A 20,829-nucleotide genomic window follows, 5' to 3' on the forward strand; every position below is an offset into this window, starting at 1 on the left:
ATGGGGTGCATGCCGAGGAGGAACGCACATGACCCGTCCACCGGGGGACGCCGAGTTCGCGGAGTTCGCGAGCGCACGCTGGTCCGCGCTCTACCGCACCGCCTACCTGTTGGTCCACGACCACGCGCTCGCCGAGGACCTGGTGCAGACCGCACTGGTGAAGACCTACGTGTCGTGGCCCAAGCTGCGCGTCGCGGATGCGGCCGAGGCCTACACCCGCAAGATCCTGGTGAACACGGCGCTGTCGTGGTTCCGCAGGAAGTCCTGGCAGAAGGAGCACGCGACCGCCGAGCTCCCGGACCGCGGCACCCGTGACGCAGACCCCGAGGACCGGCGCTGGCTGGTCGACGAGGTCGCCGGGCTGCCGCCGCGACAGCGGGCGGTCGTGGTGCTGCGCTACCTCGAGGACCTCAGCGTCGCCGAGACCGCTCGCATCCTCGGCATCTCCGAGGGCACGGTGAAGAGCCAGTGCTCCGACGCGCTGAAGCGGCTGCGCACGACCCTCGGCCCCGAGATCGTCCCCGCAGGAGGAACCCATGACTGACCCGTTCGGCGATCGTCTGCACGACGCCACCACCTCCATCGACGTACCGCCGCTCGACACCGGTGCACTGCTCGACGTCGGCCACCGCGCCCGTCGCCGACGTCGCCTCGCGGTCGGGGCGGCCGGGGTCGCGGCCCTTGCCGTCGTCGTGGGTACGGCGGGAGTCGTCGCTGCTCTCCAGGGCGGCGACGCGGACCGGAACGTGGTGACCACCACCCCGGCCGACCTGGTCGCGGTCACGACTCCCGGGGCCCTCGCCGCGATCGTGCTCGAGCACGTCGACGCCGAGCCGGCGTCCATGGGTGACGCGGACGACTTCAAGGGGAGCCTCGACCCGGGCGCGGTCGGTGCGGACCTGCGCTTCGACCCGGGCGAGGCGGAGGATGGCGACCTGCTCCTGGCCGCCGCGGCCCCGGGAGCGATCGACGACCTCGGTTGTGGCGAGGACGGGACCACCTGCGACTCGTGGTCGACGGACCAGGGCAAGGTCACGCTCGCGTGGCAGGAGGAGATGCCGGAGGAGGACCCCGGCATCGTGATCGTGGCCCAGCAGCGCAAGGGCGAGTACACGTGGGTGATGTACGCCGGCGACCAGATCACCGGCGACCCGCGCGAGCTCGACCTGTCGATCAGCGTCGACGAGATGACGTCGATCGCCACCGACCCCCGGTTCGGGCTGAAGACGACGCAGGAGGCCGTCGACGCCGGGTCGAGGCTCGACGGATTCGAGACCGAGACTGCGGAGACGCGAGTGCCGATCACCTTCCCGGCGCTGGCCGCGATCGCGCTGGACCACATGGCCGCCGAGCCGACCTCCATGGAGGAGGAGTTCGAGGAGACCACGCCGCAGGAGGTCACCGCCGTGAAGCTCTCGTTCCCGGGTGGCATCGAGACCGGACCCAACGTGTTGATCCTGTCGGCCTCGTCGGCCCCACCCGGTGACGAGGCACCGGGGTCCTGCACGGGCCGGTGCGTCGAGGAGGAGACCGATCGCGGCACCATGCGCGTCACCTGGGAGATCGGTCCAGTGCGTCAACCCGGACGGCTGAGCGTGACCTTGCAGGACGACGACCGACTGCTGCAGATCTCCCTGGACTCGACGAACATGCGCGAGAGGCCGTTCAGCGCCGACGCCAATCCCGAACTCGAGGTTTCGCTCGATGAGATGAAGGCGATGCTGCTCGATCCGACGTACGACCTGCTGACCACGCCGGAACGGGTCGACGAGGGCTCCGCGCTGGAGTTCGAGACGCCCCAGTGACCCGGTGACCCGACGCAGTGATCGACCTCGACTGAAATGACCGAACGGGCCGGGCGGGAGACTTACTCCCGACCGGCCCGTTCGTGACTTGGTGAAGATGATCAGCCGACGTGGACCTGGGCTTCGGGGCCGTCGGTGGCGAGTTCCTCGTGCTTGACGTCGAGGAAGAGCCAGATGATGACCGAGGCGGTCAGCATCATTGCGGCACCCACAAGGAACGCGGTGGTCGCACCGTCGGTGAAGGCGCCGAGGTAGGTCAGCTGACCCATGGTCTCCTCGAACTTCGCCGGGCTGAGCTTCTCCTGCAGGCCGGCGTCCATCGCGGCCTTGGTCAGGCCGGGTGCGATCTCCTCGCCGGTGTTGCGGGTGAAGTGCAGCGAGACCGTTGCGAGGACGGCCAGGCCCAGCGCACCGCCCACCTGCTGCATGGTGTTCAGGACGCCCGAGCCGACGCCGGAGTCCTGGGCCCGCAGGTGGTGCACTGCGGTCAGGGTCAGCGGCACGAAGACCATGCCCATGCCGAGCGCCATCAGGAACACGTACGGCAGGATCTGGGTCCAGTAGTTCACGTCTGCGCCCACCGCGTCACCGGAGAGTGCGCCGAGCAGGTTGCTCGGGGACTCGTCGACGCTGAGCCGGGAGAACCCGAACAGTGCGGCGGCGGCGACCAGTGAACCGGTGCCGGCCAGGATGCGCGGGTCGACGCGGCTGATCAGGCTCGACGCGGCCGTGGCCGAGATGATCATGCCGACCGAGAACGGCAGGAACGCGAAGCCGGCGTGCAGCGGGCTGTAGCCCACGACGTTCTGGATGAAGAGGCTGAGGAAGAAGAACATCGCGAACATGGCGGCCGGCAGGATCATCATCGCGATGAAGCTGACCGCGCGGGTCCGGTGGGCGAAGACGCGCACCGGGAGCAGCGGGTGCTCGACACGCGACTCGATCACGGCGAAGAACACCAGGAGGGCGACACCGGCAGCAAGACTGGCGATGGTCCACTCGTTGCCCCAGCCGTAGCGCTCGTCGCCGGCGCGGCTGAAGCCGTAGACCAGACCGAGCAGGCCGAAGGTTCCGGTGATCGCACCGGGGATGTCGAGCCAACCCTCGTGCTTCTCGGACTCCTCGAAGAAGCGCGGGGCCAGGCCCGCCGCGACCAGGCCGATCGGCACGTTGATCAGGAAGGTCAGGCGCCATCCGTCGACGCCGAGGGGCTGGTCGAGACCGGTGAGCCATCCACCGAGGATCAGGCCGACGGCCGCACCGATGCCGGACATGGCGGCGTAGACCGCGAAGGCGCGGTTGCGCTGCGGGCCGGCCGGGAACGTGGTGGTGATCAGCGCGAGGGCGGCGGGGGAGGCCATTGCGGCCCCGACACCCTGGAGGGCACGGGACGAGAGCAGCAGCGGCTCGGTCCAGGCGATGCCGCCGAGCAGCGAGGCGATCGCGAAGACCACGACGCCGACCATGAAGATGCGACGACGACCGTAGAGGTCACCGAGTCGGCCACCGAGCAGCAGCAGGCCACCGAAGGCCAGTGCGTAGCCGGTGACGATCCAGGTCAGGTTCGCCTCGTTGATGTGGAGGTCCTCGCCGATGAACGGGAGGGCGATGTTGGCGATGGTGCTGTCGAGCACCACCATCAGCTGGGCCAGGGAGATCAGCACGAGGGCCCAGGCCAGACGCTTCTTCTCGGCCTTGGAGACCGGCGGCGGGACCTCGGGTAGCGCCTCGGACAGGGACTTTTCGGACATGGTAGATCCAATCTCGGGTTTCGAGCGGTCGGGAGGTCGACGGCCCGTGGTGACGGACCGTTCTGTGGTGCGGAACTCAGCGCCGGCAGGCCGGCACGATGATCTGGTCGATGACCGAGGTGATCAGCTCGGGCGTCGGGGCGTCGCCGAGGAGGAACGTCCGGTGAAGGACGATCGCGGCGAGGGCCGGGGCGATGATGTCGATGTCGAGGTCGTCACGGATCTCGCCTCGCTCTCGCGCCCGGTCGTAGATGATGCGGTTGGCGGCCACCTTGGGCCCGATGAAGCGCTCGCGGAACGCCGCGGCGAACTCCGGGTCACGGTTGATCGCGGTGAGGACACTGGCGAGGATGCCGATCGGCTTCTCGTCGGACAGTCCGCCCATGGCACAGCTGACCTGGACCAGGTCGTCGCGCAGGCTTCCGGTGTCGGGGATGTCGGGGTGTTGCTTCTCGGCGATCAAGGCGTCGATCACCAGGGCGGCCTTGCTGGACCAACGTCGGTAGAGGGTGGCCTTGCTCGCCTTGGCCCTGGTGGCCACGGCGTCCATGGTCAGCCGGTCGTAGCCGACGTCGCAGAGCACCGACAGGGTCGCCTCGAGGATCTCCTGCTCACGGTCGCCCTCGATGCGGGGCCGTGCGCTGGAGACCTCGGACTGGCCGGTCGGTGTCATGTGTGTTTCCTTCGCGTTCTCGGATGGAACGAAACTGTTTCGTTTCATCAATGTAGAACCCAACCGCGGCCGGCGTCCAATCAATTCCCGGATCCGGAAAGAATTTTTCTGTCCGTCACGAGAAGAACTTCAGGGACCTCGTGATCGCGAAGTCGTTCCACTGGGGAATGCGCTTGAACATGTAGTGCCCGACCGGCCCCATGTCGTGCATCTCGACCGAGGAGGCGACGTCCCGCGCCCGGCGTACGAATGCGGCGGTGGCCTTGGGGCTGGTGATCCGGTCGTGGCTGCCGTGCGCCGCCGCGAGGTGCTTGTCGGCCAGCGTGGCCACGGGGTCGTGCTTCTCGAACCACGGCGCCAACGCGACCACGCCGACCACCTGCGGGTGGTCGGCGACGTGCACGGCGGTGCGCGCGCCCATCGAGTGCCCCAGCAGGACGATCGGCACGTCGCCCAGTGCCCGGACGACCTGCTCGACGGCCCACCGCGCGTCGGGGACCGGGGAGGGCGCGTGCACGTCGTTCCAGCCTCGGTGCTGGTAGCGCAGCAACCAGGTGCCGACGCCCTCGTCGTGCGCCCGCGGCGTGATCGACTTCTGCATCGCGTGCGAGCGGCGCCAGGACGTGCTGCGCCAGTCGACCGGCATGAACGAGTGCTGCTTGCCGCCGTGCAGCATCAGGATCACGCCACGACCGCCGTTGGGTGCGTCGTACCGCGTGAGGGTGGGCTCGTGCACGCAGGGTTCCTCTCATGGGGCGTGGTCCGATGTTCGCACGTGGTCTTCGGAGCGGAGGGGCGGATCGGATGGCCTCTCCCGACTGTGGGCGCGACACGGCAAGATGTGCCCATGAGTTCTTCCGAGGTCTCCTCCGCGACCCCCGAGGCCCGTGACCGCCACCGACTGCTGTCCGAGCAGGTCGAGGACGCCCGCTGGCGTTACTACGTGCTCGACGACCCGACGTTGTCCGACGCCGACTTCGACGTACGCCTGCGCGAGCTGGAGGCGCTCGAGGACGAGTTCCCCGAGCTGCGCACGCCCGACTCGCCCACCCAGAAGGTCGGGGGAGCGGTGTCGACGGAGTTCACCGCCGTCGACCACCTCCAGCGCATGGAGAGCCTCGACAACGCGTTCTCCTACGACGAGCTCGAGGCGTGGCACGCCCGGCTGGTGCGCGACGGGGTCGAGAAACCGGCGCTGCTGTGCGAGCTGAAGGTCGACGGGCTCGCGATCAACATCCTCTACGAGAAGGGCCGCCTGGTGCGGGCGCTGACCCGTGGCGACGGGCGCACCGGTGAAGACGTCACGCCCAACGTCAAGACCATCGACTCGATCCCGCACCGGCTCACCGGCACCGACGAGTTCCCGGTGCCCGACCTGGTCGAGGTGCGCGGCGAGGTGTTCCTGCCGGTCGAGGCGTTCGAGCGGCTCAACGACGCGATGCGCGACCAGGGCAAGCCGCCGTTCGCCAACCCGCGCAATGCGGCGGCCGGTTCGCTGCGCCAGAAGAACCCCAAGGTCACCGCGACCCGCGCGCTCGGCATGGTCTGCCACGGCATCGGCGCCCGCGAGGGCTTCTCGCCGACCGCGCAGTCCCAGGCGTACGACGCCCTGAAGGCGTGGGGCCTGCCCACGTCTCCGAGGGTCCGGGTGCTGCCCGACCTCAAGGCCGTGCGCAGCTTCATCGAGGAGTACGGCGAGCACCGGCACGAGGTCGAGCACGAGATCGACGGCGTCGTGGTCAAGGTCGACGAGGTGTCCCTGCAGCGTCGACTGGGCTCGACCAGCCGCGCGCCCCGATGGGCGATCGCCTTCAAGTACCCACCCGAGGAGGTCAACGCCAAGCTGCTCTCCATCGAGGTCAACACCGGCCGCACGGGCAGGGTCACGCCGTTCGGCGTGATGGAGCCGACGAAGGTGGCCGGGTCGACCGTCGAACGTGCCACGCTGCACAACGGCCACGAGGTCAAGCGCAAGGACGTCCGCCCCGGCGACACGGTGATCCTGCGCAAGGCCGGCGACGTGATCCCCGAGATCGTCGGTCCGGTGCTGGCACTGCGGCCCGAGGGCCTGGCCGAATGGGTGATGCCCACCGAGTGCCCGGCCTGCGGCACCGAGCTGGTGCAGCAACGCGAGGGCGACAAGGACATGCGCTGCCCCAACCACCGCTCGTGCCCGGCACAGCTGCTCGACCGGGTCTTCCACGTCGCCGGGCGCGGCGCGTTCGACATCGAGGGGCTCGGCTCCGAGGCTGCCGCGGCCCTGCTCGAGGCGAAGGTGATACACGACGAGGGCGACCTCTTCGCCCTCACCGCCGACGACCTGATGCGGGCTTCCCTGTTCACCCGTGCCCCGAAGAAGGACGAGGCCGGCCCTCAGCTGAGCGCCAATGGCCAACGCCTGTTGGCGAATCTCGACACCGCGAAGGACGTCCCGCTGTGGCGGGTGCTGGTCGCACTCTCGATCCGCAACGTCGGCCCGACGGCCGCGCGTGGCCTGGCCACCCAGTTCGGATCGCTCCAGGCGGTGCGTGACGCCTCCGAGGAGGTGCTCGCCGACACCGAGGGCGTCGGGCCCACGATCGCCTCGTCGGTGCGCGCCTGGTTCGACGGCGAGGGCTCCGACTGGCACACCGCCATCGTCGACAAGTGGGCCGCGGCCGGCGTCACCATGCAGGACGAGCGCGACGAGTCCGTCGAGCGCACCCTCGAGGGGCTCTCGATCGTGGTCACCGGCTCGCTGGAGAAGTTCAGCCGCGACCAGGCCAAGGAGGCGATCCTGGCCCGCGGCGGCAAGGCGTCGTCGTCGGTGTCGAAGAAGACCGCGTTCGCGGTGATCGGCGAGGCCGCGGGCTCCAAGGCCGACAAGGCGGCCGAGCTCGGCGTACCCATCCTCGACGAGGCAGGCTTCGAGGTGCTGCTGGCCCAGGGGCCAGACGCGGCCCGCGAGCTGGCATGACCCGTACGCCGCCGCAGGTGCTGGTGCTCAACGGCGGTTCGAGCTCCGGGAAGACCACGCTGGCCAGGTTGTTGCAGGAGACCCTGCCGGGCACCTGGCTCCGGCTCGGTGTCGACACGCTCGTCGACGCCGCGCCGCCGCGGTTGCTGTCCGGCGACGGGCTGGTGCTCGAGCCGGACGGCGGTGTGGTCGTGGGCGACGACTTCGTCGCGGTGGAGCAGCAGTGGCGCACCGGCATCGCGGCCATGGTGCGGGCCGGCGCGCGGGTGATCGTCGAGGACAACTTCGTCAGCGGCCCCGCCGGTCAGCAAGGGTGGCACTCGGCGCTGTCGGGACTGTCGGTCGGCTGGGTCGGTGTGCGCTGCGACGCGGCCGTCGTCGCCGCACGCGAGGCCGCCAGGGGCGACCGCACGCCGGGCATGGCCGCGGCGCAGGCCGAGTCCGTGCACGACGGCATCACCTACGACCTCGAGGTCGACACCGGGAGAGCGTCCACAGGGGCGCTCGTCCAGACGATCCGCGACCGCTTCTTCGCCCGCGGCTGATCAGCCCTCGAGGGCGGCCAGCACCTTCGCGGCGGCGGCCTCCTGCTCCTCGACGAACGGGTGGTACGCCGCGCCGCGCTCCGGGTCGTGGTGCTGACCGTTGATCCACGGGTCGTCGGCGCAGATGTCGTGGCCGGCGGTCGCCTTCCAGAGGTCGATGTACGTCGTCTCGGTGGCCCGCGCGACCTCGTCCAGCATCTCGGTGAGCGCCTTGTTGACCATCCGGCCGTAGCGGTAGTCGCCATCCGCAAGGGGAAGCAGGTCGGGGCAGGTGCCCGTTGCCGGCACGATCTGCGGGTAGCCGACCAGCAGCACCTTCGCCTCGGGGGCCGACTGCTGGATCTGGCGCACCACGGAGACCATGCGTCCGCGCGTGGCGGCGATGCTGGTGAGCAGCTTGTCCTTGCCCCGCACGTTCATCGCCTCCTCGCACGGCGAGCCGGTGGGGTCCTGGTTGCGCACGAACGCGCACTGGCCGACGAGGGTGAAGAACAGGTTGAACTCGTTGCCGCCCAGGCCGAGGGTCACGACGTCGGTGTCGGAGGTGACCGCGTCGAGCTGTGCCTTGATGGCGGGGTACTGCGGCCGCGTCATGTCTGCGGTGTCGGCGCCGGCGCAGGTGACGTCGACGAACGTGTCGGGCTTCCACTCCTTCGCCACGAGTGACGGGTAGTTGTGGGTCGAGCGCAGGCATCCGTCGTCGTCCTTCGACGACGGCACCGCCGGTGCCGCGGAGTAGGAGTCACCCAGCGCGACATAGCGCACCGACGGGGTGTCGACGTCGCCGATGTCGGTCGCCGCGTCGCCGCCGCACCCGGCGAGCAGGAGCATCGGGAGCAGGGCAAGGGCCAGGGCGGCCTTGTGCCGGACGGTCGGGTGCGGAGCGGTCACCGGAGGTCGAGTCCCAGCAGCGCGTTCTCGAGGACCTCGGCCATCGCGGGGTGGATCCAGTACTGCCCGCGCGCCATGTCGCGTGCCCCCAGGCCGAAGGACAGCGCCTGGATCGCCGGCTGGATCAGGGTCGAGGCGTCCGGCCCCATGATGTGCGCGCCGAGCAGCAGGCCGGTGTCGCGGTCGGCGATCACCTTGCAGATGCCGGTGGTGTCCTCCATCGCCCAGCCGTACGCCGTGTCGCCGTACGCCCGCACGCTGGTGGAGACGCGGCGCCCGGCGTCGAGTGCCTCGGCCTCGGTGAGCCCCACGCCGGCCATCTGCGGGTGGCTGAAGATCGCCGACGGCACGAACCGGTGGTCGAAGGGCCTCAGGTCGTCGGGGTGGGCCAGGTTGTGCGCGATCGTGCGCGCCTCGTGGTTGGCCACGTGCTTGAGCTGGTACGGCGAGGAGATGTCGCCCAGCGCCCACACCCCGGGTGAGGTGGTGCGCCCGAACTCGTCGACCACGATGCGACCGTCGTCGTGGAGCTCGATGCCGGTACCGGCCAGGTCGAGACGGTCACTGTTGGGTCGACGACCGGTGGCGACCAGGAGCATCTCGGCCTCGAGGGTGGTGCCGTCGTCGAGGCCGAGCCGGAGCCCGCCGTCGTCCACCGACGCGGTCGTGACGGTGCGGCCCAGGTGGACGTTCCACTGCTTGGTGGCCAGCTCGGTGAACCCGGCGCTGATCTCGGCGTCGGTTCGGCGTACGAGGGCGTCGCCGCGCACCACGAGGGTGACCTCGACGCCCAGCGCGGAGAAGATGTGTGCGAACTCGGCGGCGATGAAGCCGCCGCCGACGATGGTGAGGGTGCGCGGGAGCGTCTCGATGCGCATGATCGTGTCGCTGGTCTCGAAGGGCACCCCGGACTCCGCGATCTCGGTCGGGATGACCGGGCGTCCGCCGGCGGCGATCACGACCTGGTCGGCAGTGACCTCCTCGACGTGGTCGCCGAGGTCCACGGCGAGCGTGCGGTCACCGGTGAAGGTGGCGTGGCCCTCGAGGACCGTGGTGTTGGCGCCGTCGACGCGACCCTGGCGGGCTTCGGCGGAGTTCGGGTCGATGCGGCCGAAGATGCGGTCACGGATGTCGGCCCAGCGCACACCGTCCAGGGACGCGTCGATGCCGAACCGGCCCGCGTCGCGGATCCAGTTGGCGACGTCGGCGGTGTGCACGAACATCTTGGTCGGGATGCAGCCCACGTTGAGGCAGGTGCCGCCGAAGAGGTTCTCCTCGATGATCGCGAACTGCTTGTCGCGCAGCGAGCGGTTGGCGAGGAAGTTGCCGGAGCCGGCACCGATGACGGCGATGTCGTAGCGAGCCATGGGCCCAGCATAGGAGCGGGGCCATGGACCTGAATCCGGTCCATGGCCCCGTCCGTCTCGAGCGTCAGGACTCGTAGGCGTTGCCCGCGATCTTGATCTCGCCCTTTCCGCTGGCCTGCTCGTCGGTGGTGCAGGAGCCGGTACTGGCATCGCAGACGGTCACCTCGGTGCGGGTGACCTTGACCAGGTGGCCGTCGGGGGACCAGCCGAAGTCCCAGGGCTGCTGGTCGAACGAGACGTGCTCGCCGGTCGCCACGTCGTACACGTCGAAGCCCGGGTCGGCCGGACCCATCTGGCCGTTCTCGTCGAGCTCCTCCTCCGCGACGACCTTCAGGTAGCGGCCGTCGGGGGAGAGCTCACCGAAGTGGTGGCCCTCGGGCAGGTCGATCTGCAGGAGCCTCTCGCCGGAGGCCAGGTCGACGACCTCCATGCTGGTGCTGTAGTCCGTGGTCAGTGCGTGACCGCCGGTGGCCTCGGGCATGGTCGCCTTGTCGAGCCCCTCGGCGACGCTCGCCTCACCGGTTCCGAGGTCGATGGCCAGCGTGGCGTCGTCCATCCCGACGTACGCGGTGTCACCGGCCAGTCCGACCGGCGGTGCCTCCCAGCCGCCCCAGCTGAACGAGCCCTCGAACGGGATGCGCTTCACCTCGGTGTTGGTGCTGATGTCGACGACCACCAGTTCCCAGGCGCCCTGCTGGCCGTCGGCGTAGACCATCGTCTGGGTGTGCGGGTCGGTGGCCGGCACCCGGTCCCCGAGGTCGAGATCGAGCGGCTGCACGTCACCGGTGGGGGTGACCAGCGCATAGTGAGAGGGCCCGGAGTCGTCGGTCCACGGCGTCTTGCCGGTGCGGACCACGACGCCCTCGGAGGTGTAGTAGAGCGCCTTCACCTTCTCCTCGAGCGTGATCGGTCCGTTGCCGGGGTCGCCGAAGTAGACGGTGCTGCCCACGGCGTACGCGCCGCCGCGCAGGTAGCGCTCGGTCGCGGAGACGGGAGCGTCGCTGGTGCGGTCACCGCCACCGGGACCGTCTGCCAGCAGGGCGGCACCGCCACCGATGACACCGAGTACGGCGGCCGCGGCGACCAGGCTCGTGGCTCGGCGACGACGCCGGATCGAACGGCCCTTGGCGAGCACCGGTCCGGTGGGAGCGGAGGGGATGTCGAGGAGGTCGGCCTCGTCGTGCAGCAGGTGTGAGAGTCGTTCAGTCATTGGAGGCTCCAGTGGTGAGCGGGATGACTGCGTCGCCGAGCAGGACGCGCAGCCGGGAGAGGGCGGCCGAGGTCTGGCTCTTGACCGTTCCCTCGGAGCAGTCGAGGATTCGCGCGGTCTCTGACACGGCGAGGTCCTCGTAGTAGCGCAGCACGATCACGGCCCGTTGGCCCTTGGGCAGGAGCTTCAACGCGTCCAGCACTGCCGGGCGGTGGGACGGGTCGGTCTCGGCGCCGGACTCGGGCAGTACGTCGGTCGGCACCTCGTTGCGCCAGCCCTTCTTGCGGAACCACGAGGCGGCGGTGTTCATCAGCGCCTTGCGGGCATAGCCGTGGGCCGCGTCCAGGGAGCGGACGTTGCGCCACGACGCATAGGTGTTGGCGAGCGCCGTCTGGACCAGGTCCTCCGCGGTCGCGTGGTCGCCGATCAGCAGGTAGGCCGTGCGGTAGAGCCGCGGCCAGACGCCGTGCACGAACTCTGCGTAGTCCGCGTCGGATGGTGGTCGTGCCATGTGTCCTCCCGAAGTGATTGTCACCCCGCTAGACGCGGTGACCCGGGATTCGGTTGGGAGTGGTTCGGCCATAGGATCGGGTCCATGCCTGAGATTCCTGGATCGAGTAGCCCGCGAGGCACGAGTGGTCGTATCGAGATTTCACGTGACGAGGTCGCGCATCTTGCCGATCTCGCCCGGATCGACCTGTCCGACGCCGAGCTGGAGCACCTCGCACCGCAGCTGTCGGTGATCCTCGAGTCCGTTGCCTCCATCGCCGAGGTCGCCGCCGACGAGATCCCGCCGACCTCCCACGCGCTGCCGCTGACCAACGTGTTCCGCGACGACGTCGTGACGCCCGGGCTGACCGCCGAGCAGGCGCTGGCCATGGCCCCGGCGTCCGAGGGGCAGCGCTTCTCGGTGCCGCGCATCCTGGGGGAGGAAGCATGACCGACTACCTCCGTGCCTCCGCCGCCGACCTGGTCGCCGCCCTCGAGGCCGGCGAGACCACGTCCGTCGCGCTGACCGAGCTGTTCCTCGACCGCATCGAGGCCGTCGACGGTGCAGTCCACGCGTTCCTCCACGTCGACCGTGAGGGAGCGCTGGCCCAGGCCGCCGCCTCCGACGCGCGTCGTGCCGCCGGCGCCCCCGCCTCGCTCCTCGACGGCGTGCCGATCGCGGTCAAGGACGTGCTGGCCACCGAGGGCCTGCCCACGACCTGTGGCTCGAAGATCCTCGAGGGCTGGATCCCGCCGTACGACGCCACGGTGGTGACCCGCCTCAAGGAGGCCGGCCTGCCGATCCTGGGCAAGACCAACATGGACGAGTTCGCGATGGGTTCGTCGACCGAGCACTCGGCGTACGGCCCGACGCGCAACCCGTGGGACCTCGACCGCATCCCCGGCGGCTCCGGCGGTGGCTCGGCCGCTGCGGTGGCCGCCTTCGAGGCGCCGCTGGCGATCGGCACCGACACCGGCGGCTCGATCCGCCAGCCCGGTGCGGTCACCGGCACCGTCGGCGTGAAGCCGACGTACGGCGGGGTGTCGCGCTACGGCCTCGTGGCGATGGCCAACTCACTCGACCAGGCCGGCCCGGTCTCGCGCACCGTGCTCGACTCTGCCCTGCTGCACGAGGTGATCGGCGGTCACGACCCGCGCGACTCCACCTCGATCAACGAGCCGGTGGGTGCACTCGCCGAGGCCGCCCGTCAGGGTGCGTCCGGAGACCTGAGTGGGCTCCGCGTCGGCGTCATCAAGGAGCTCGGAGGCGAGGGCTACCAGGCAGGCGTCGAGGCCAGCTTCCGGGAGTCGCTCGACCTGCTCGTCTCGGCCGGCGCCGAGCTGGTGGAGGTCTCCTGCCCGAGCTTCGTGCACGCCTTGGCGGCGTACTACCTGATCATGCCGTCGGAGGCGTCCTCCAACCTGGCGAAGTTCGACGCGATGCGTTACGGCCTGCGGGTCGTGCCCGACGGCGACCCGTCGGCCGAGGACGTCATGCGCGCCTCGCGTGATGCCGGGTTCGGCGACGAGGTCAAGCGCCGCATCATCCTCGGCACCTACGCCCTGTCGAGCGGCTACTACGACGCCTACTACGGCCAGGCGCAGAAGGTGCGCACGCTGATCAGCCGCGACTTCGAGGCCGCGTTCGAGAAGGCCGACGTGCTGGTCTCGCCGACCGCGCCGACCACGGCGTTCAAGCTGGGGGAGAAGCTCGACGACCCGCTGGCGATGTACCTCAACGACCTCGCCACGATCCCCGCCAACCTGGCCGGTGTCCCGGGCATCTCGCTGCCCAGCGGCCTGGCCTCCGAGGACGGCCTGCCCGCCGGGTTCCAGGTGCTGGCACCGGCCCTGGCCGACGACCGGCTCTACCGCGTGGGTGCTGCCCTCGAGACGTTGCTGGAGAAGAAGTGGGGCGGCCCGTTGCTGGCGCAGGCCCCCAGTCTCGACACGGGTCCCGGTGGTCGAGTAGGGCGCTCTGCGCCCGTATCGAGACCTCCCTACTCGACCACCGGAGAAATGGCATGAGCACCGACACGTTGCTGTCCTTCGAGGAGTCCCTCGAGAAGTTCGACCCGGCGATGGGCCTCGAGGTCCACGTCGAGCTGAACACCAACACCAAGATGTTCTGCGGCTGCCCGGCCGTGTTCGGCGGAGAGCCCAACAGCCAGGTCTGCCCGACCTGCCTGGGCCTGCCCGGCGCGATGCCGGTGGTCAACGCCAAGGCCGTCGAGTCGGCGATGCGCATCGGCCTCGCGCTGAACTGCGAGATCGCCGAGTGGTGCCGTTTCGCGCGCAAGAACTACTTCTACCCGGACATGCCAAAGAACTTCCAGACCTCGCAGTACGACGAGCCGATCGCGTTCGAGGGCTACCTCGACGTCGAGCTCGAGGGGGGCGAGATCGTGCGCGTCGAGATCGAGCGCGCCCACATGGAGGAGGACACCGGCAAGTCGCTGCACGTCGGTGGAGCCACCGGGCGCATCCACGGCGCCGACCACTCGCTGGTCGACTACAACCGGGCCGGCATCCCCCTGATCGAGATCGTCACCAAGCCGATCATGGGCTCACGGGAGAAGGCCCCCGAGGTGGCCAAGGCGTACGTCGCGCAGCTGCGTGAGCTGATCGTGGCCCTGGGTGTCTCCGATGCCCGCATGGACCAGGGCTCGATCCGCGCCGACGTGAACCTGTCGCTGGCCCCGGTCGGCACCGGCTCGCTCGGCACCCGCACCGAGACGAAGAACGTGAACTCGCTGCGCTCGGTCGAGCGTGCGGTCCGCTACGAGATGCAGCGTCACGCCGCGATCCTCGACGGGGGTGGCTCGATCCTGCAGGAGACCCGGCACTGGCACGAGGACACCGGCGTCACGACCAGCGGTCGCCCGAAGTCCGACGCCGACGACTACCGCTACTTCCCCGAGCCCGACCTGGTGCCGGTGGCGCCGTCGCGTGAGTGGGTCGAGGAGCTCAAGGGCACCCTGCCCGAGCTGCCCCGCGAGAAGCGCGGCCGCCTGCAGAAGGAGTGGGGCTTCTCCGACCTCGAGATGCGCGACACCGTCGGTGCCGGAGCGCTCGGGCTGGTCGAGGAGACCATCGCCGCCGGTGCCTCACCGCAGTCGGCGCGCAAGTGGTGGCTCTCCGAGCTGGCCCGCCGTGCCAACGACTCGGGCCAGGAGATCGCCGATCTGGGCGTGACACCTGCCGACGTTGCCGCCGTACAAGCCCTGGTGGACGCCGGCTCGCTCAACGACAAGCTGGCCCGCCAGGTCTTCGACGGCCTGATCGCCGGCGAGGGCACCCCCGCCGAGATCGTCGCCGCCCGTGGCCTCGCCATCGTCTCCGACGACGGTGCCCTGGGTGCCGCCGTCGACAAGGCGATCGAGGCCAACCCCGACGTCGCCGACAAGATCCGCGACGGCAAGGTCGCCGCCGCCGGTGCCCTCATCGGCGCGGTGATGAAGGAGATGCGCGGTCAGGCCGACGCCGGCCGGGTCCGCGAGCTCATCATCGAAAAGCTCACCTGACCAACCGTGGGTTCTTGATGCGCGAACCGTGCATCCTTGCGTCGCCAACCGTGGGTTCTTGATGCGCGAACCGTGCATCCTTGCGTCGCCAACCGTGGGTTCTTGATTTCAGGCTCTTCACAATCGAGGGTGTAGTTGGGGTCGGAAGCCGCCGAAGAGCCCAAAAATAGCCCCGGTGCGAGGGTCGGCCCGCGTGCTATGTTCCGGCCATGACTAGACCGGGTGAGATCCTCGGCAGCGTGGTCGCCGCCAGCGAGCGCGAGCAGCTCGAGACGTTCCTGGATTATCTGCGCGACGCCGTCGTGCGCAAGGCCCGCGGGGTGTCGGAGGAGGACGCGCGGCGCAGCCCGGTGCCGACCGGCACCAACCTCGGCCTGATCAAACACCTGCGGTGGGTGGAACTGGGCGGGTTCGCCGAGCAGATCGGGCAGATCCCCGCCGCGGAGCTGCCCACGCCGCCGTGGACCGACGCAGACCCGGAGGCCGACCTGCGGCTGGAGCCGAACGAGAAGCTCGACGACGTCATCGCCGCCTACCAGGCGGAGTGCGACCGCTCCCGCGAGATCGCCGCCCAGCACAACCTCGACTACGCCGTCATCACACCGCGGGGCAGGGAACTGACGTGGATGTACCTGCACGTGATCGTGGAGACCGCCCGGCACGCGGGCCACGCGGACATCCTGCGCGAGATGATCGACGGCAGCGTCGGCGACTGACGGCTCGCGGCGCGTCGTCGGTCCGTGTTCCGGGTCGTCGGAGGCGGCGTTACAACGGTATCGACGGAGGCTGACCTCCAACACCGTGGGCCGCCACCCGAACGGCTCGTGCGCCAACCGCCGGACCACCGTGTCCCTGGCCGCGCCAGGGCATCCGCAGCGACGACACCATCTGTCGGGCTCGACAACCCGGCACCGGAGAATCGCCCGATCGGGCTCCAGCCGCTGCCCGAGCACTTCGAGCCCGAGATCATGGTCACCCCCATCCTCGGGAGACCTCGACCCCTACCCGGCCACCGACGCGCCGACCGGACTACACCCTCAACTGCGAAGAGCCTGATTTCAGCACATCAAGAACTCACGGTTGGGCGCGCAACAACCCACGGTTCGCGCATCAAAAGCACGCGGCTCGCGTCAGGAGGGGGAGACGACGAGGATGCGGTCGTCGGCCTCGGCCGGATCACCGCGACCGTCACGGTTGGACGTGGTCAGCCACAGGTTGCCGTCGGGAGCGAGTACGACGGTGCGCAGCCGGCCGTACTTCCCGACGAAGAAGTCGGTCGGGTCGCTCGCGACACCGTCCTCGACCTTCACCCGCCACAGGCGTTCACCGCGCAGCGAGGCCATCCACAAGAAGCCGTCCGCCCAGGCCAGTCCGGACGGTGAGGCGTCACTGGTGCGCCAGACCACCTGCGGGTCGGTGTAGTCGGGGGCGCCGCCGGATCCCTCGAAGAGCGGCCAGCCGTAGTTGGCGCCCTTCTCGATCCGGTTCAGCTCGTCGAAGGCCTGGGAGCCGAACTCGCTGGCCCACAGCCGGCGGTCGGAGTCGAAGGCCAGACCCTGCACGTTGCGGTGCCCGGTCGACCAGATCGGCGACGACGGGTCGGGGTTGCCCGGTGCCGGCTTGCCGTCGGGGGTGATCCGCAGGATCTTGCCGCCCAGTGCGTCCGGGTCCTGCGCCATGTCCTGGTCGCCGGTCTCGCCCGTGGAGACGTAGAGGTTGCCGTCGGGCCCGAACACCAGGCGGCCGCCGTCGTGGATGAACCCGTTGGGAATGCCGGTCAGGATCGGCTCGGTCGCTCCCAGCGTGCTCCCGTCGTACGACGCCCGCACCACCCTGTTGTCCGTCGGGGTCGAGACGTAGAAGTACAGCGTGGAGTCAGTGGCGAAGTCGGGGGAGACCGCGACCCCGAGCAGCCCGGCCTCTTCGCGTGGATCGGCCTCGTCGATCACGCCGATCTCGCGGGTGCGGCCACTCGAGACCACCAGGACCCGCCGGGAGTCACGCTCGGTGACGATGGCGTCGCCGTTCGGCAGGAAGTCCAGGCCCCACGGGGCCTCCAGCCCGGTCGCGACCGTGTCGACGACGCGGACCCCGTCCGCCGACGCGGAGGGACGGGGCTTGCCGGTGAGCACGGGATCCGTCGGACCAGTCCCGGTCGATCCGTCGCCCGAAGGCTGGGCCGGCACCTGCGGCGTCGACTGTGGGTCGCCGTCGTCCTCGGAGGAACAGGCGGTCAACGCCACCGAAACCATCAGGAGCGACGCCACCAACCTCATGTCAGAAGACTGTAGGGCACCACGGTGAGGCCCGGGCCGGGGGTCAGCGCACCCGGTCGAGGAACTCCAGGAGCAGTTCGTGGAAGCGCTCCGGCTGCTCCATCGCGATGAAGTGGCTGCCGACGAGTTCGACGTACGTCGCGCCCTCGATGCGCTCCGCGGCGCTGGCCATGTCGCGTGGGCCGGCGAGCAGGTCCCACTCGGCGGCGACGAACGCGGTCGGCACGTCGATCCGGCTGAGCGAGACCCGGCCGTGAGCGGCCGTGGTGAGCGCGAGGTGGAAGTACCAGTCGATCGGCGTGGTGAGGTACTCGCGGATCGCCTTCGCCGCGAGCTCCGGGTCGGCGACCGGGAACATGAAGCCGCTGTGGCTGACCAGGCTCACTGCCTTCTGCCCGATCGGCAGCCGCTTGGCGATCGGCGTGATCGCCTTGCCCGTTGCGGCGACCACGCGCGCCAGGTTGACCGTCAGGGCGCGCGCCACAGGCTTGGGAAGGTGCAGAGGAGCCAGCATCGTCGAGAAGGTCGCCCCGGGCACACCGGCGTACGCGAACAGCCCCGACACCCGCTCCGGGTGGCGTACGGCGAGCTCGAACATCGTGTTCACGCCCATCGACCAGCCCAGCAGCACGGCCTTGTCGAGGCCGACGTGGTCCATCACCGCGACGGCGTCCTCGACGAAGTGCTCGATGCCGACGTGCTTGCGGTCGGCGGGACGTGCGGAGCCGCCGGTGCCGCGGTGGTTCCAGGACACGACGCGTACGCCGGACCCGGGCCGCAGCAACGACGGCGTGGTCCACGGGTTGGTGCCCAGGCCGTTGCAGAGCACGACCGTCGGGCCGTCGATCAGGCAGTCGGGGTCGTTGGTCCAGGCGCGCAGGAGCGTGCCGTCCGCGGACTCGACGTCGAAGAAGTAGACCGACGGGGTCGCGCTGTCGATCGTGCTTTCAGGTTGGGCGATGGCAGCCATGAGGAGGATTGTTCACCAGGCCGGCCCGCCCGTGCGGGAGATGTGACCGAGCCCTCAGCCGTGGGCGACCACGACCCGGGTCGGATAGCGGGCGGCGAAGAACTCATCGACCTCGAGGACTTCGGCGCGGTGCTTCGCCAGGGTGGTGCAGGCGAGCATGGCGTTGCGGCGGGCGGTGGACTGGGACCGGACGGCCCAGTCGTCAAGCAGGTTCCGGACAGTGCGCAGGGGATTCATGATCCGCTCCAGGCGGCTCGATGGCGGGGACGACTCCCAACCTAGGCCTGCGGGGGCGACCCTTGCGTCAACGTCGTGTGACATCTGGGTGAACGAGCACGCGGCGAGGACCTTCAGTCCGGCACCGGCTCGTGGAGCTGCGCCCCGGACCGCGTGGCGCCGACACTTGCCGCGATCACGCAGGCCATCGCGACCCATTGCATCGGCTCCAGGAACTCCTGGAGGACGACGATCGCGGCGAGGGCCGCGGCGGCCGGTTCGAGGCTCATCATGATGCCGAACACGGCCGGGCGCAGGGAGCGCAGGGCGGCCAGCTCGAGGCTGTAGGGAACCACGGAGCTGAGCATGCCGACGGCGGCGCCGAGCAGGAGGATGTCACCGTGCAGCAGGTCGCCGACGCCACCACTCACGACGGCGGGCACCAGCAGTGCGGTCGCCACCGCGCTGGCCACGGCGAGGCCGTCGATGCCCGGCCAGCGTCGACCGGTGCTCGCGCTCAGCAGGATGTAGGACCCCCACGCGGCGCCCGCGAGCAGGGCGAACAGCACCCCGGCCAGGGTGACCCCGGTCGGCTGGAAGCCGAGCAGCAGCACGCCGGCTGCGGCCAGGCCGACCCACACCAGGTCACGCGGCCGCCGGGAGCCGAACACCGCGATGGCCAGCGGTCCGACGAACTCGATCGTCACCGCCAACCCGAGCGGGATGCGCGCGAACGCCTGGTAGATCGACCAGTTCATCACCCCGAGGCTGAGCCCGAAGCCGAGCACGACCACCCAGTCCTCGCGTGAGCGACCGCGCAGGTCGGGCCGGGCGATGGCGAGGAACACGAGCGTGCTCGTCACCAGGCGGAGGAAGACCATGGCGGTGGGGTCGATCCGGTCGAACAGGCCCTTGGCCACGGCCGCGCCGAGCTGCACGGAGAGGATGCCGCCCAGCACCAGCCAGATTGCCCTGCGCATGCCTCTCCCCTCGAACGTGATCCGGTCGTAGGGTCGAAGCATGGCATCGACAGTGCTCCTCGTCGGAACCCGCAAGGGCCTCTGGATCGGTACGTCGGACGCGGCGCGCGTCGACTGGCAGTGGACCGGTCCCCACTTCGACATGGAGGAGGTCTACTCCTGCATGGTCGACACACGTGGCGACAACCCGCGTCTCCTGGTGGGTGCCTCGTCGAGCTGGACCGGCCCCCAGGTCTGGCGCTCCGACGACCTCGGCGCCTCGTGGCAGGAGACGCCGGGTGGCGCCGTACGCATGCCCGACGACATCGACGCCAGCGTCGAGCGGGTGTGGCAGCTGGTCCCCGGCACCGAACCGGGTGTCGTGTACGCCGGCACGGAGCCGGGCGCGGTGTTCAGGTCGACCGACGGCGGCGAGTCCTTCGAGCTGCTCCGGGGCCTGTGGAACCACCCGCACCGCACCCAGTGGGGCGAGGGGTTCGGCGGACAGGCCTTCCACACGATCCTTCCGCACCCGGCCGACCCACAGTCGCTGACCGTCGCCATCTCGACCGGCGGTGTCTACCAGACCGACGACGGCGGCGAGACCTGGCAGCCCCGCAACGACGGCATCCGGGCCGAGTTCCTGCCCGAGGGGCAGCAGTACCCGGAGTTCGGCCAGTGCGTGCACAAGGTGGCCCGCCACCCGGACGCACCCGACCGGCTGTTCCTCCAGAACCACGGCGGCGTCTATCGCTCCGACGACCAGGGCGGCCGTTGGGAGTCCATCGCCGACGGGCTGCCGGCCGACTTCGGGTTCCCGATGGTCGTGCACCCCCACAACCCGGAGACGATCTTCGTCTTCCCGATCCAGGGCGGCGACGCGCGTTACCCGGTGGACGCGAAGGCGCGGGTCTGGCGCTCCACCGACGCCGGCGCGTCCTGGCAGGAGCTGGGCACCGGCCTGCCCGAGGGCTTCTTCGTGGCGGTCATGCGCGACGCGATGGACGCCGACAGCCACGATCCGGCGGGCCTCTACTTCGGCGGTCGCAACGGCGGAGTCTTCGCCTCCGCGGACGCGGGGGAGACCTGGCGCGAGATCGTGCAGAACCTCCCCGACGTGATGGTGGTCCGCGCCGCGACCCTGTGAGTCCCTCCCCGAAAGGGTCGTGCTCGCGCGTTCTTTCTGACACGATCCCT

20 protein-coding genes and 1 pseudogene are annotated in these 20,829 nt (G+C 69.9%); 9 read left to right on the forward strand and 12 right to left on the reverse strand.

Features of this window, described 5'->3' with window-relative positions; all coding sequences use genetic code 11:
• The first annotated feature begins 28 nt into the window (after window positions 1-28).
• Window positions 29-544, forward strand: a complete 516-nt coding sequence (locus ASD66_RS22465; RefSeq protein ID WP_056892290.1) for a SigE family RNA polymerase sigma factor — start codon at window positions 29-31, stop codon at window positions 542-544.
• Complete coding sequence (locus tag ASD66_RS22470; RefSeq protein WP_056892291.1) at window positions 537-1,805, forward strand: hypothetical protein; 1,269 nt, start codon at window positions 537-539, stop codon at window positions 1,803-1,805. Before ASD66_RS22465 ends, ASD66_RS22470 begins: the two co-directional genes overlap by 8 nt.
• Before the next feature lie 101 nt (window positions 1,806-1,906).
• On the opposite strand, the gene ASD66_RS22475 is transcribed toward ASD66_RS22470, so the two are convergent.
• The 3 genes from ASD66_RS22475 to ASD66_RS22485 all read right to left on the reverse strand — a co-directional run bounded on the left by ASD66_RS22475 (window position 1,907) and on the right by ASD66_RS22485 (window position 4,965).
• Window positions 1,907-3,556 carry an MFS transporter gene (locus tag ASD66_RS22475; protein ID WP_082599674.1) on the reverse strand — a complete coding sequence of 550 codons (1,650 nt, stop codon included), beginning with the start codon at window positions 3,554-3,556 and terminating at the stop codon, window positions 1,907-1,909.
• 76 nt (window positions 3,557-3,632) lie between these two features.
• Entirely contained in the window at window positions 3,633-4,229 is a 597-nt protein-coding gene (locus ASD66_RS22480) for a TetR/AcrR family transcriptional regulator (protein WP_056675927.1), read from the reverse strand.
• Window positions 4,230-4,344: 115 nt separating this feature from the next.
• Window positions 4,345-4,965 (reverse strand): alpha/beta hydrolase, encoded by a 621-nt coding sequence (locus tag ASD66_RS22485; RefSeq protein WP_056675929.1) that lies wholly within the window; start codon window positions 4,963-4,965, stop codon window positions 4,345-4,347.
• A gap of 111 nt (window positions 4,966-5,076) precedes the next feature.
• On the opposite strand from ASD66_RS22485, the gene ligA reads away from it, so the two are divergent.
• Window positions 5,077-7,185 carry an NAD-dependent DNA ligase LigA gene (ligA, locus tag ASD66_RS22490; RefSeq protein ID WP_056892292.1) on the forward strand — a complete coding sequence of 703 codons (2,109 nt, stop codon included), beginning with the start codon at window positions 5,077-5,079 and terminating at the stop codon, window positions 7,183-7,185.
• Window positions 7,182-7,730, forward strand: coding sequence for a chloramphenicol phosphotransferase CPT family protein (locus ASD66_RS22495; RefSeq protein ID WP_200950148.1), 549 nt, complete (start codon window positions 7,182-7,184; stop codon window positions 7,728-7,730). The genes ligA and ASD66_RS22495 overlap by 4 nt, the downstream gene beginning before the upstream one ends.
• Here the strand turns inward: ASD66_RS22495 and ASD66_RS22500 are convergent, their stop codons facing one another.
• From ASD66_RS22500 to ASD66_RS22515, 4 genes are all read right to left on the reverse strand, one after another.
• The gene (locus tag ASD66_RS22500) at window positions 7,731-8,621 is read right to left on the reverse strand and encodes an SGNH/GDSL hydrolase family protein (protein ID WP_056892293.1); all 891 of its coding nucleotides are present in this window, start codon (window positions 8,619-8,621) and stop codon (window positions 7,731-7,733) included.
• Window positions 8,618-9,988 carry a mycothione reductase gene (locus ASD66_RS22505; RefSeq protein ID WP_056675939.1) on the reverse strand — a complete coding sequence of 457 codons (1,371 nt, stop codon included), beginning with the start codon at window positions 9,986-9,988 and terminating at the stop codon, window positions 8,618-8,620. The genes ASD66_RS22500 and ASD66_RS22505 overlap by 4 nt, the downstream gene beginning before the upstream one ends.
• A gap of 64 nt (window positions 9,989-10,052) precedes the next feature.
• Window positions 10,053-11,198, reverse strand: coding sequence for a YncE family protein (locus ASD66_RS22510; RefSeq protein ID WP_056675942.1), 1,146 nt, complete (start codon window positions 11,196-11,198; stop codon window positions 10,053-10,055).
• Window positions 11,191-11,709: a SigE family RNA polymerase sigma factor gene (locus ASD66_RS22515; protein WP_056675943.1), complete on the reverse strand. Its 519-nt coding sequence runs from the start codon at window positions 11,707-11,709 to the stop codon at window positions 11,191-11,193. Before ASD66_RS22515 ends, ASD66_RS22510 begins: the two co-directional genes overlap by 8 nt.
• An 84-nt stretch (window positions 11,710-11,793) precedes the next feature.
• Between ASD66_RS22515 and gatC the strand changes: the two genes are divergently transcribed.
• The 4 genes from gatC (at window position 11,794) to ASD66_RS22535 (ending at window position 15,927) form a co-directional block, all read left to right on the forward strand.
• The gene (gatC, locus tag ASD66_RS22520) at window positions 11,794-12,138 is read left to right on the forward strand and encodes an Asp-tRNA(Asn)/Glu-tRNA(Gln) amidotransferase subunit GatC (RefSeq protein ID WP_056675946.1); all 345 of its coding nucleotides are present in this window, start codon (window positions 11,794-11,796) and stop codon (window positions 12,136-12,138) included.
• A complete protein-coding gene (gatA, locus tag ASD66_RS22525; protein ID WP_082599675.1) occupies window positions 12,135-13,715 on the forward strand; it encodes an Asp-tRNA(Asn)/Glu-tRNA(Gln) amidotransferase subunit GatA in 1,581 nt (526 codons plus the stop codon). Before gatC ends, gatA begins: the two co-directional genes overlap by 4 nt.
• Window positions 13,712-15,211, forward strand: a complete 1,500-nt coding sequence (gene gatB / locus ASD66_RS22530) for an Asp-tRNA(Asn)/Glu-tRNA(Gln) amidotransferase subunit GatB (RefSeq protein WP_056675950.1) — start codon at window positions 13,712-13,714, stop codon at window positions 15,209-15,211. Before gatA ends, gatB begins: the two co-directional genes overlap by 4 nt.
• Before the next feature lie 209 nt (window positions 15,212-15,420).
• A complete protein-coding gene (locus tag ASD66_RS22535; RefSeq protein WP_056892294.1) occupies window positions 15,421-15,927 on the forward strand; it encodes a DinB family protein in 507 nt (168 codons plus the stop codon).
• A gap of 51 nt (window positions 15,928-15,978) precedes the next feature.
• Here the strand turns inward: ASD66_RS22535 and ASD66_RS24305 are convergent.
• From ASD66_RS24305 to ASD66_RS22555, 5 genes and pseudogenes are all read right to left on the reverse strand, one after another.
• A pseudogene (locus tag ASD66_RS24305) lies at window positions 15,979-16,179 on the reverse strand (ISL3 family transposase); the annotation flags it as partial.
• A gap of 162 nt (window positions 16,180-16,341) precedes the next feature.
• The gene (locus ASD66_RS22540) at window positions 16,342-17,487 is read right to left on the reverse strand and encodes a PQQ-dependent sugar dehydrogenase (protein WP_056892295.1); all 1,146 of its coding nucleotides are present in this window, start codon (window positions 17,485-17,487) and stop codon (window positions 16,342-16,344) included.
• 43 nt (window positions 17,488-17,530) lie between these two features.
• The gene (locus ASD66_RS22545) at window positions 17,531-18,457 is read right to left on the reverse strand and encodes an alpha/beta fold hydrolase (RefSeq protein WP_056892296.1); all 927 of its coding nucleotides are present in this window, start codon (window positions 18,455-18,457) and stop codon (window positions 17,531-17,533) included.
• A gap of 54 nt (window positions 18,458-18,511) precedes the next feature.
• The gene (locus tag ASD66_RS22550) at window positions 18,512-18,694 is read right to left on the reverse strand and encodes a hypothetical protein (protein ID WP_056892297.1); all 183 of its coding nucleotides are present in this window, start codon (window positions 18,692-18,694) and stop codon (window positions 18,512-18,514) included.
• 113 nt (window positions 18,695-18,807) lie between these two features.
• A complete protein-coding gene (locus tag ASD66_RS22555) occupies window positions 18,808-19,695 on the reverse strand; it encodes an EamA family transporter (protein ID WP_082563488.1) in 888 nt (295 codons plus the stop codon).
• Between ASD66_RS22555 and ASD66_RS22560 the strand changes: the two genes are divergently transcribed.
• The gene (locus ASD66_RS22560) at window positions 19,694-20,779 is read left to right on the forward strand and encodes a WD40/YVTN/BNR-like repeat-containing protein (protein ID WP_056892298.1); all 1,086 of its coding nucleotides are present in this window, start codon (window positions 19,694-19,696) and stop codon (window positions 20,777-20,779) included. The genes ASD66_RS22555 and ASD66_RS22560 overlap by 2 nt on opposite strands.
• Window positions 20,780-20,829 lie beyond the last annotated feature (50 nt).

Source organism: Nocardioides sp. Root151, assembly GCF_001427925.1.
In the GTDB taxonomy this organism is placed as follows: Bacteria; Actinomycetota; Actinomycetes; order Propionibacteriales; family Nocardioidaceae; genus Nocardioides.

What these genes read in the sequence shown, in the direction of transcription:
- ASD66_RS22465 (WP_056892290.1), top strand. Translation starts at nt 29, where the DNA reads ATGACCCGTCCACCGGGGGACGCCGAGTTCGCGGAGTTCGCGAGCGCA.
- ASD66_RS22470 (WP_056892291.1), top strand. Translation starts at nt 537, where the DNA reads ATGACTGACCCGTTCGGCGATCGTCTGCACGACGCCACCACCTCCATC.
- ASD66_RS22475 (WP_082599674.1), bottom strand. Translation starts at nt 3,556, where the DNA reads ATGTCCGAAAAGTCCCTGTCCGAGGCGCTACCCGAGGTCCCGCCGCCG.
- ASD66_RS22480 (WP_056675927.1), bottom strand. Translation starts at nt 4,229, where the DNA reads ATGACACCGACCGGCCAGTCCGAGGTCTCCAGCGCACGGCCCCGCATC.
- ligA (WP_056892292.1), top strand. Translation starts at nt 5,077, where the DNA reads ATGAGTTCTTCCGAGGTCTCCTCCGCGACCCCCGAGGCCCGTGACCGC.
- ASD66_RS22495 (WP_200950148.1), top strand. Translation starts at nt 7,182, where the DNA reads ATGACCCGTACGCCGCCGCAGGTGCTGGTGCTCAACGGCGGTTCGAGC.
- ASD66_RS22505 (WP_056675939.1), bottom strand. Translation starts at nt 9,988, where the DNA reads ATGGCTCGCTACGACATCGCCGTCATCGGTGCCGGCTCCGGCAACTTC.
- ASD66_RS22510 (WP_056675942.1), bottom strand. Translation starts at nt 11,198, where the DNA reads ATGACTGAACGACTCTCACACCTGCTGCACGACGAGGCCGACCTCCTC.
- ASD66_RS22515 (WP_056675943.1), bottom strand. Translation starts at nt 11,709, where the DNA reads ATGGCACGACCACCATCCGACGCGGACTACGCAGAGTTCGTGCACGGC.
- gatC (WP_056675946.1), top strand. Translation starts at nt 11,794, where the DNA reads ATGCCTGAGATTCCTGGATCGAGTAGCCCGCGAGGCACGAGTGGTCGT.
- gatA (WP_082599675.1), top strand. Translation starts at nt 12,135, where the DNA reads ATGACCGACTACCTCCGTGCCTCCGCCGCCGACCTGGTCGCCGCCCTC.
- gatB (WP_056675950.1), top strand. Translation starts at nt 13,712, where the DNA reads ATGAGCACCGACACGTTGCTGTCCTTCGAGGAGTCCCTCGAGAAGTTC.
- ASD66_RS22535 (WP_056892294.1), top strand. Translation starts at nt 15,421, where the DNA reads ATGACTAGACCGGGTGAGATCCTCGGCAGCGTGGTCGCCGCCAGCGAG.
- ASD66_RS22540 (WP_056892295.1), bottom strand. Translation starts at nt 17,487, where the DNA reads ATGAGGTTGGTGGCGTCGCTCCTGATGGTTTCGGTGGCGTTGACCGCC.
- ASD66_RS22545 (WP_056892296.1), bottom strand. Translation starts at nt 18,457, where the DNA reads ATGGCTGCCATCGCCCAACCTGAAAGCACGATCGACAGCGCGACCCCG.
- ASD66_RS22550 (WP_056892297.1), bottom strand. Translation starts at nt 18,694, where the DNA reads ATGAATCCCCTGCGCACTGTCCGGAACCTGCTTGACGACTGGGCCGTC.
- ASD66_RS22560 (WP_056892298.1), top strand. Translation starts at nt 19,694, where the DNA reads ATGGCATCGACAGTGCTCCTCGTCGGAACCCGCAAGGGCCTCTGGATC.
- ASD66_RS22555 (WP_082563488.1), bottom strand. Translation starts at nt 19,695, where the DNA reads ATGCTTCGACCCTACGACCGGATCACGTTCGAGGGGAGAGGCATGCGC.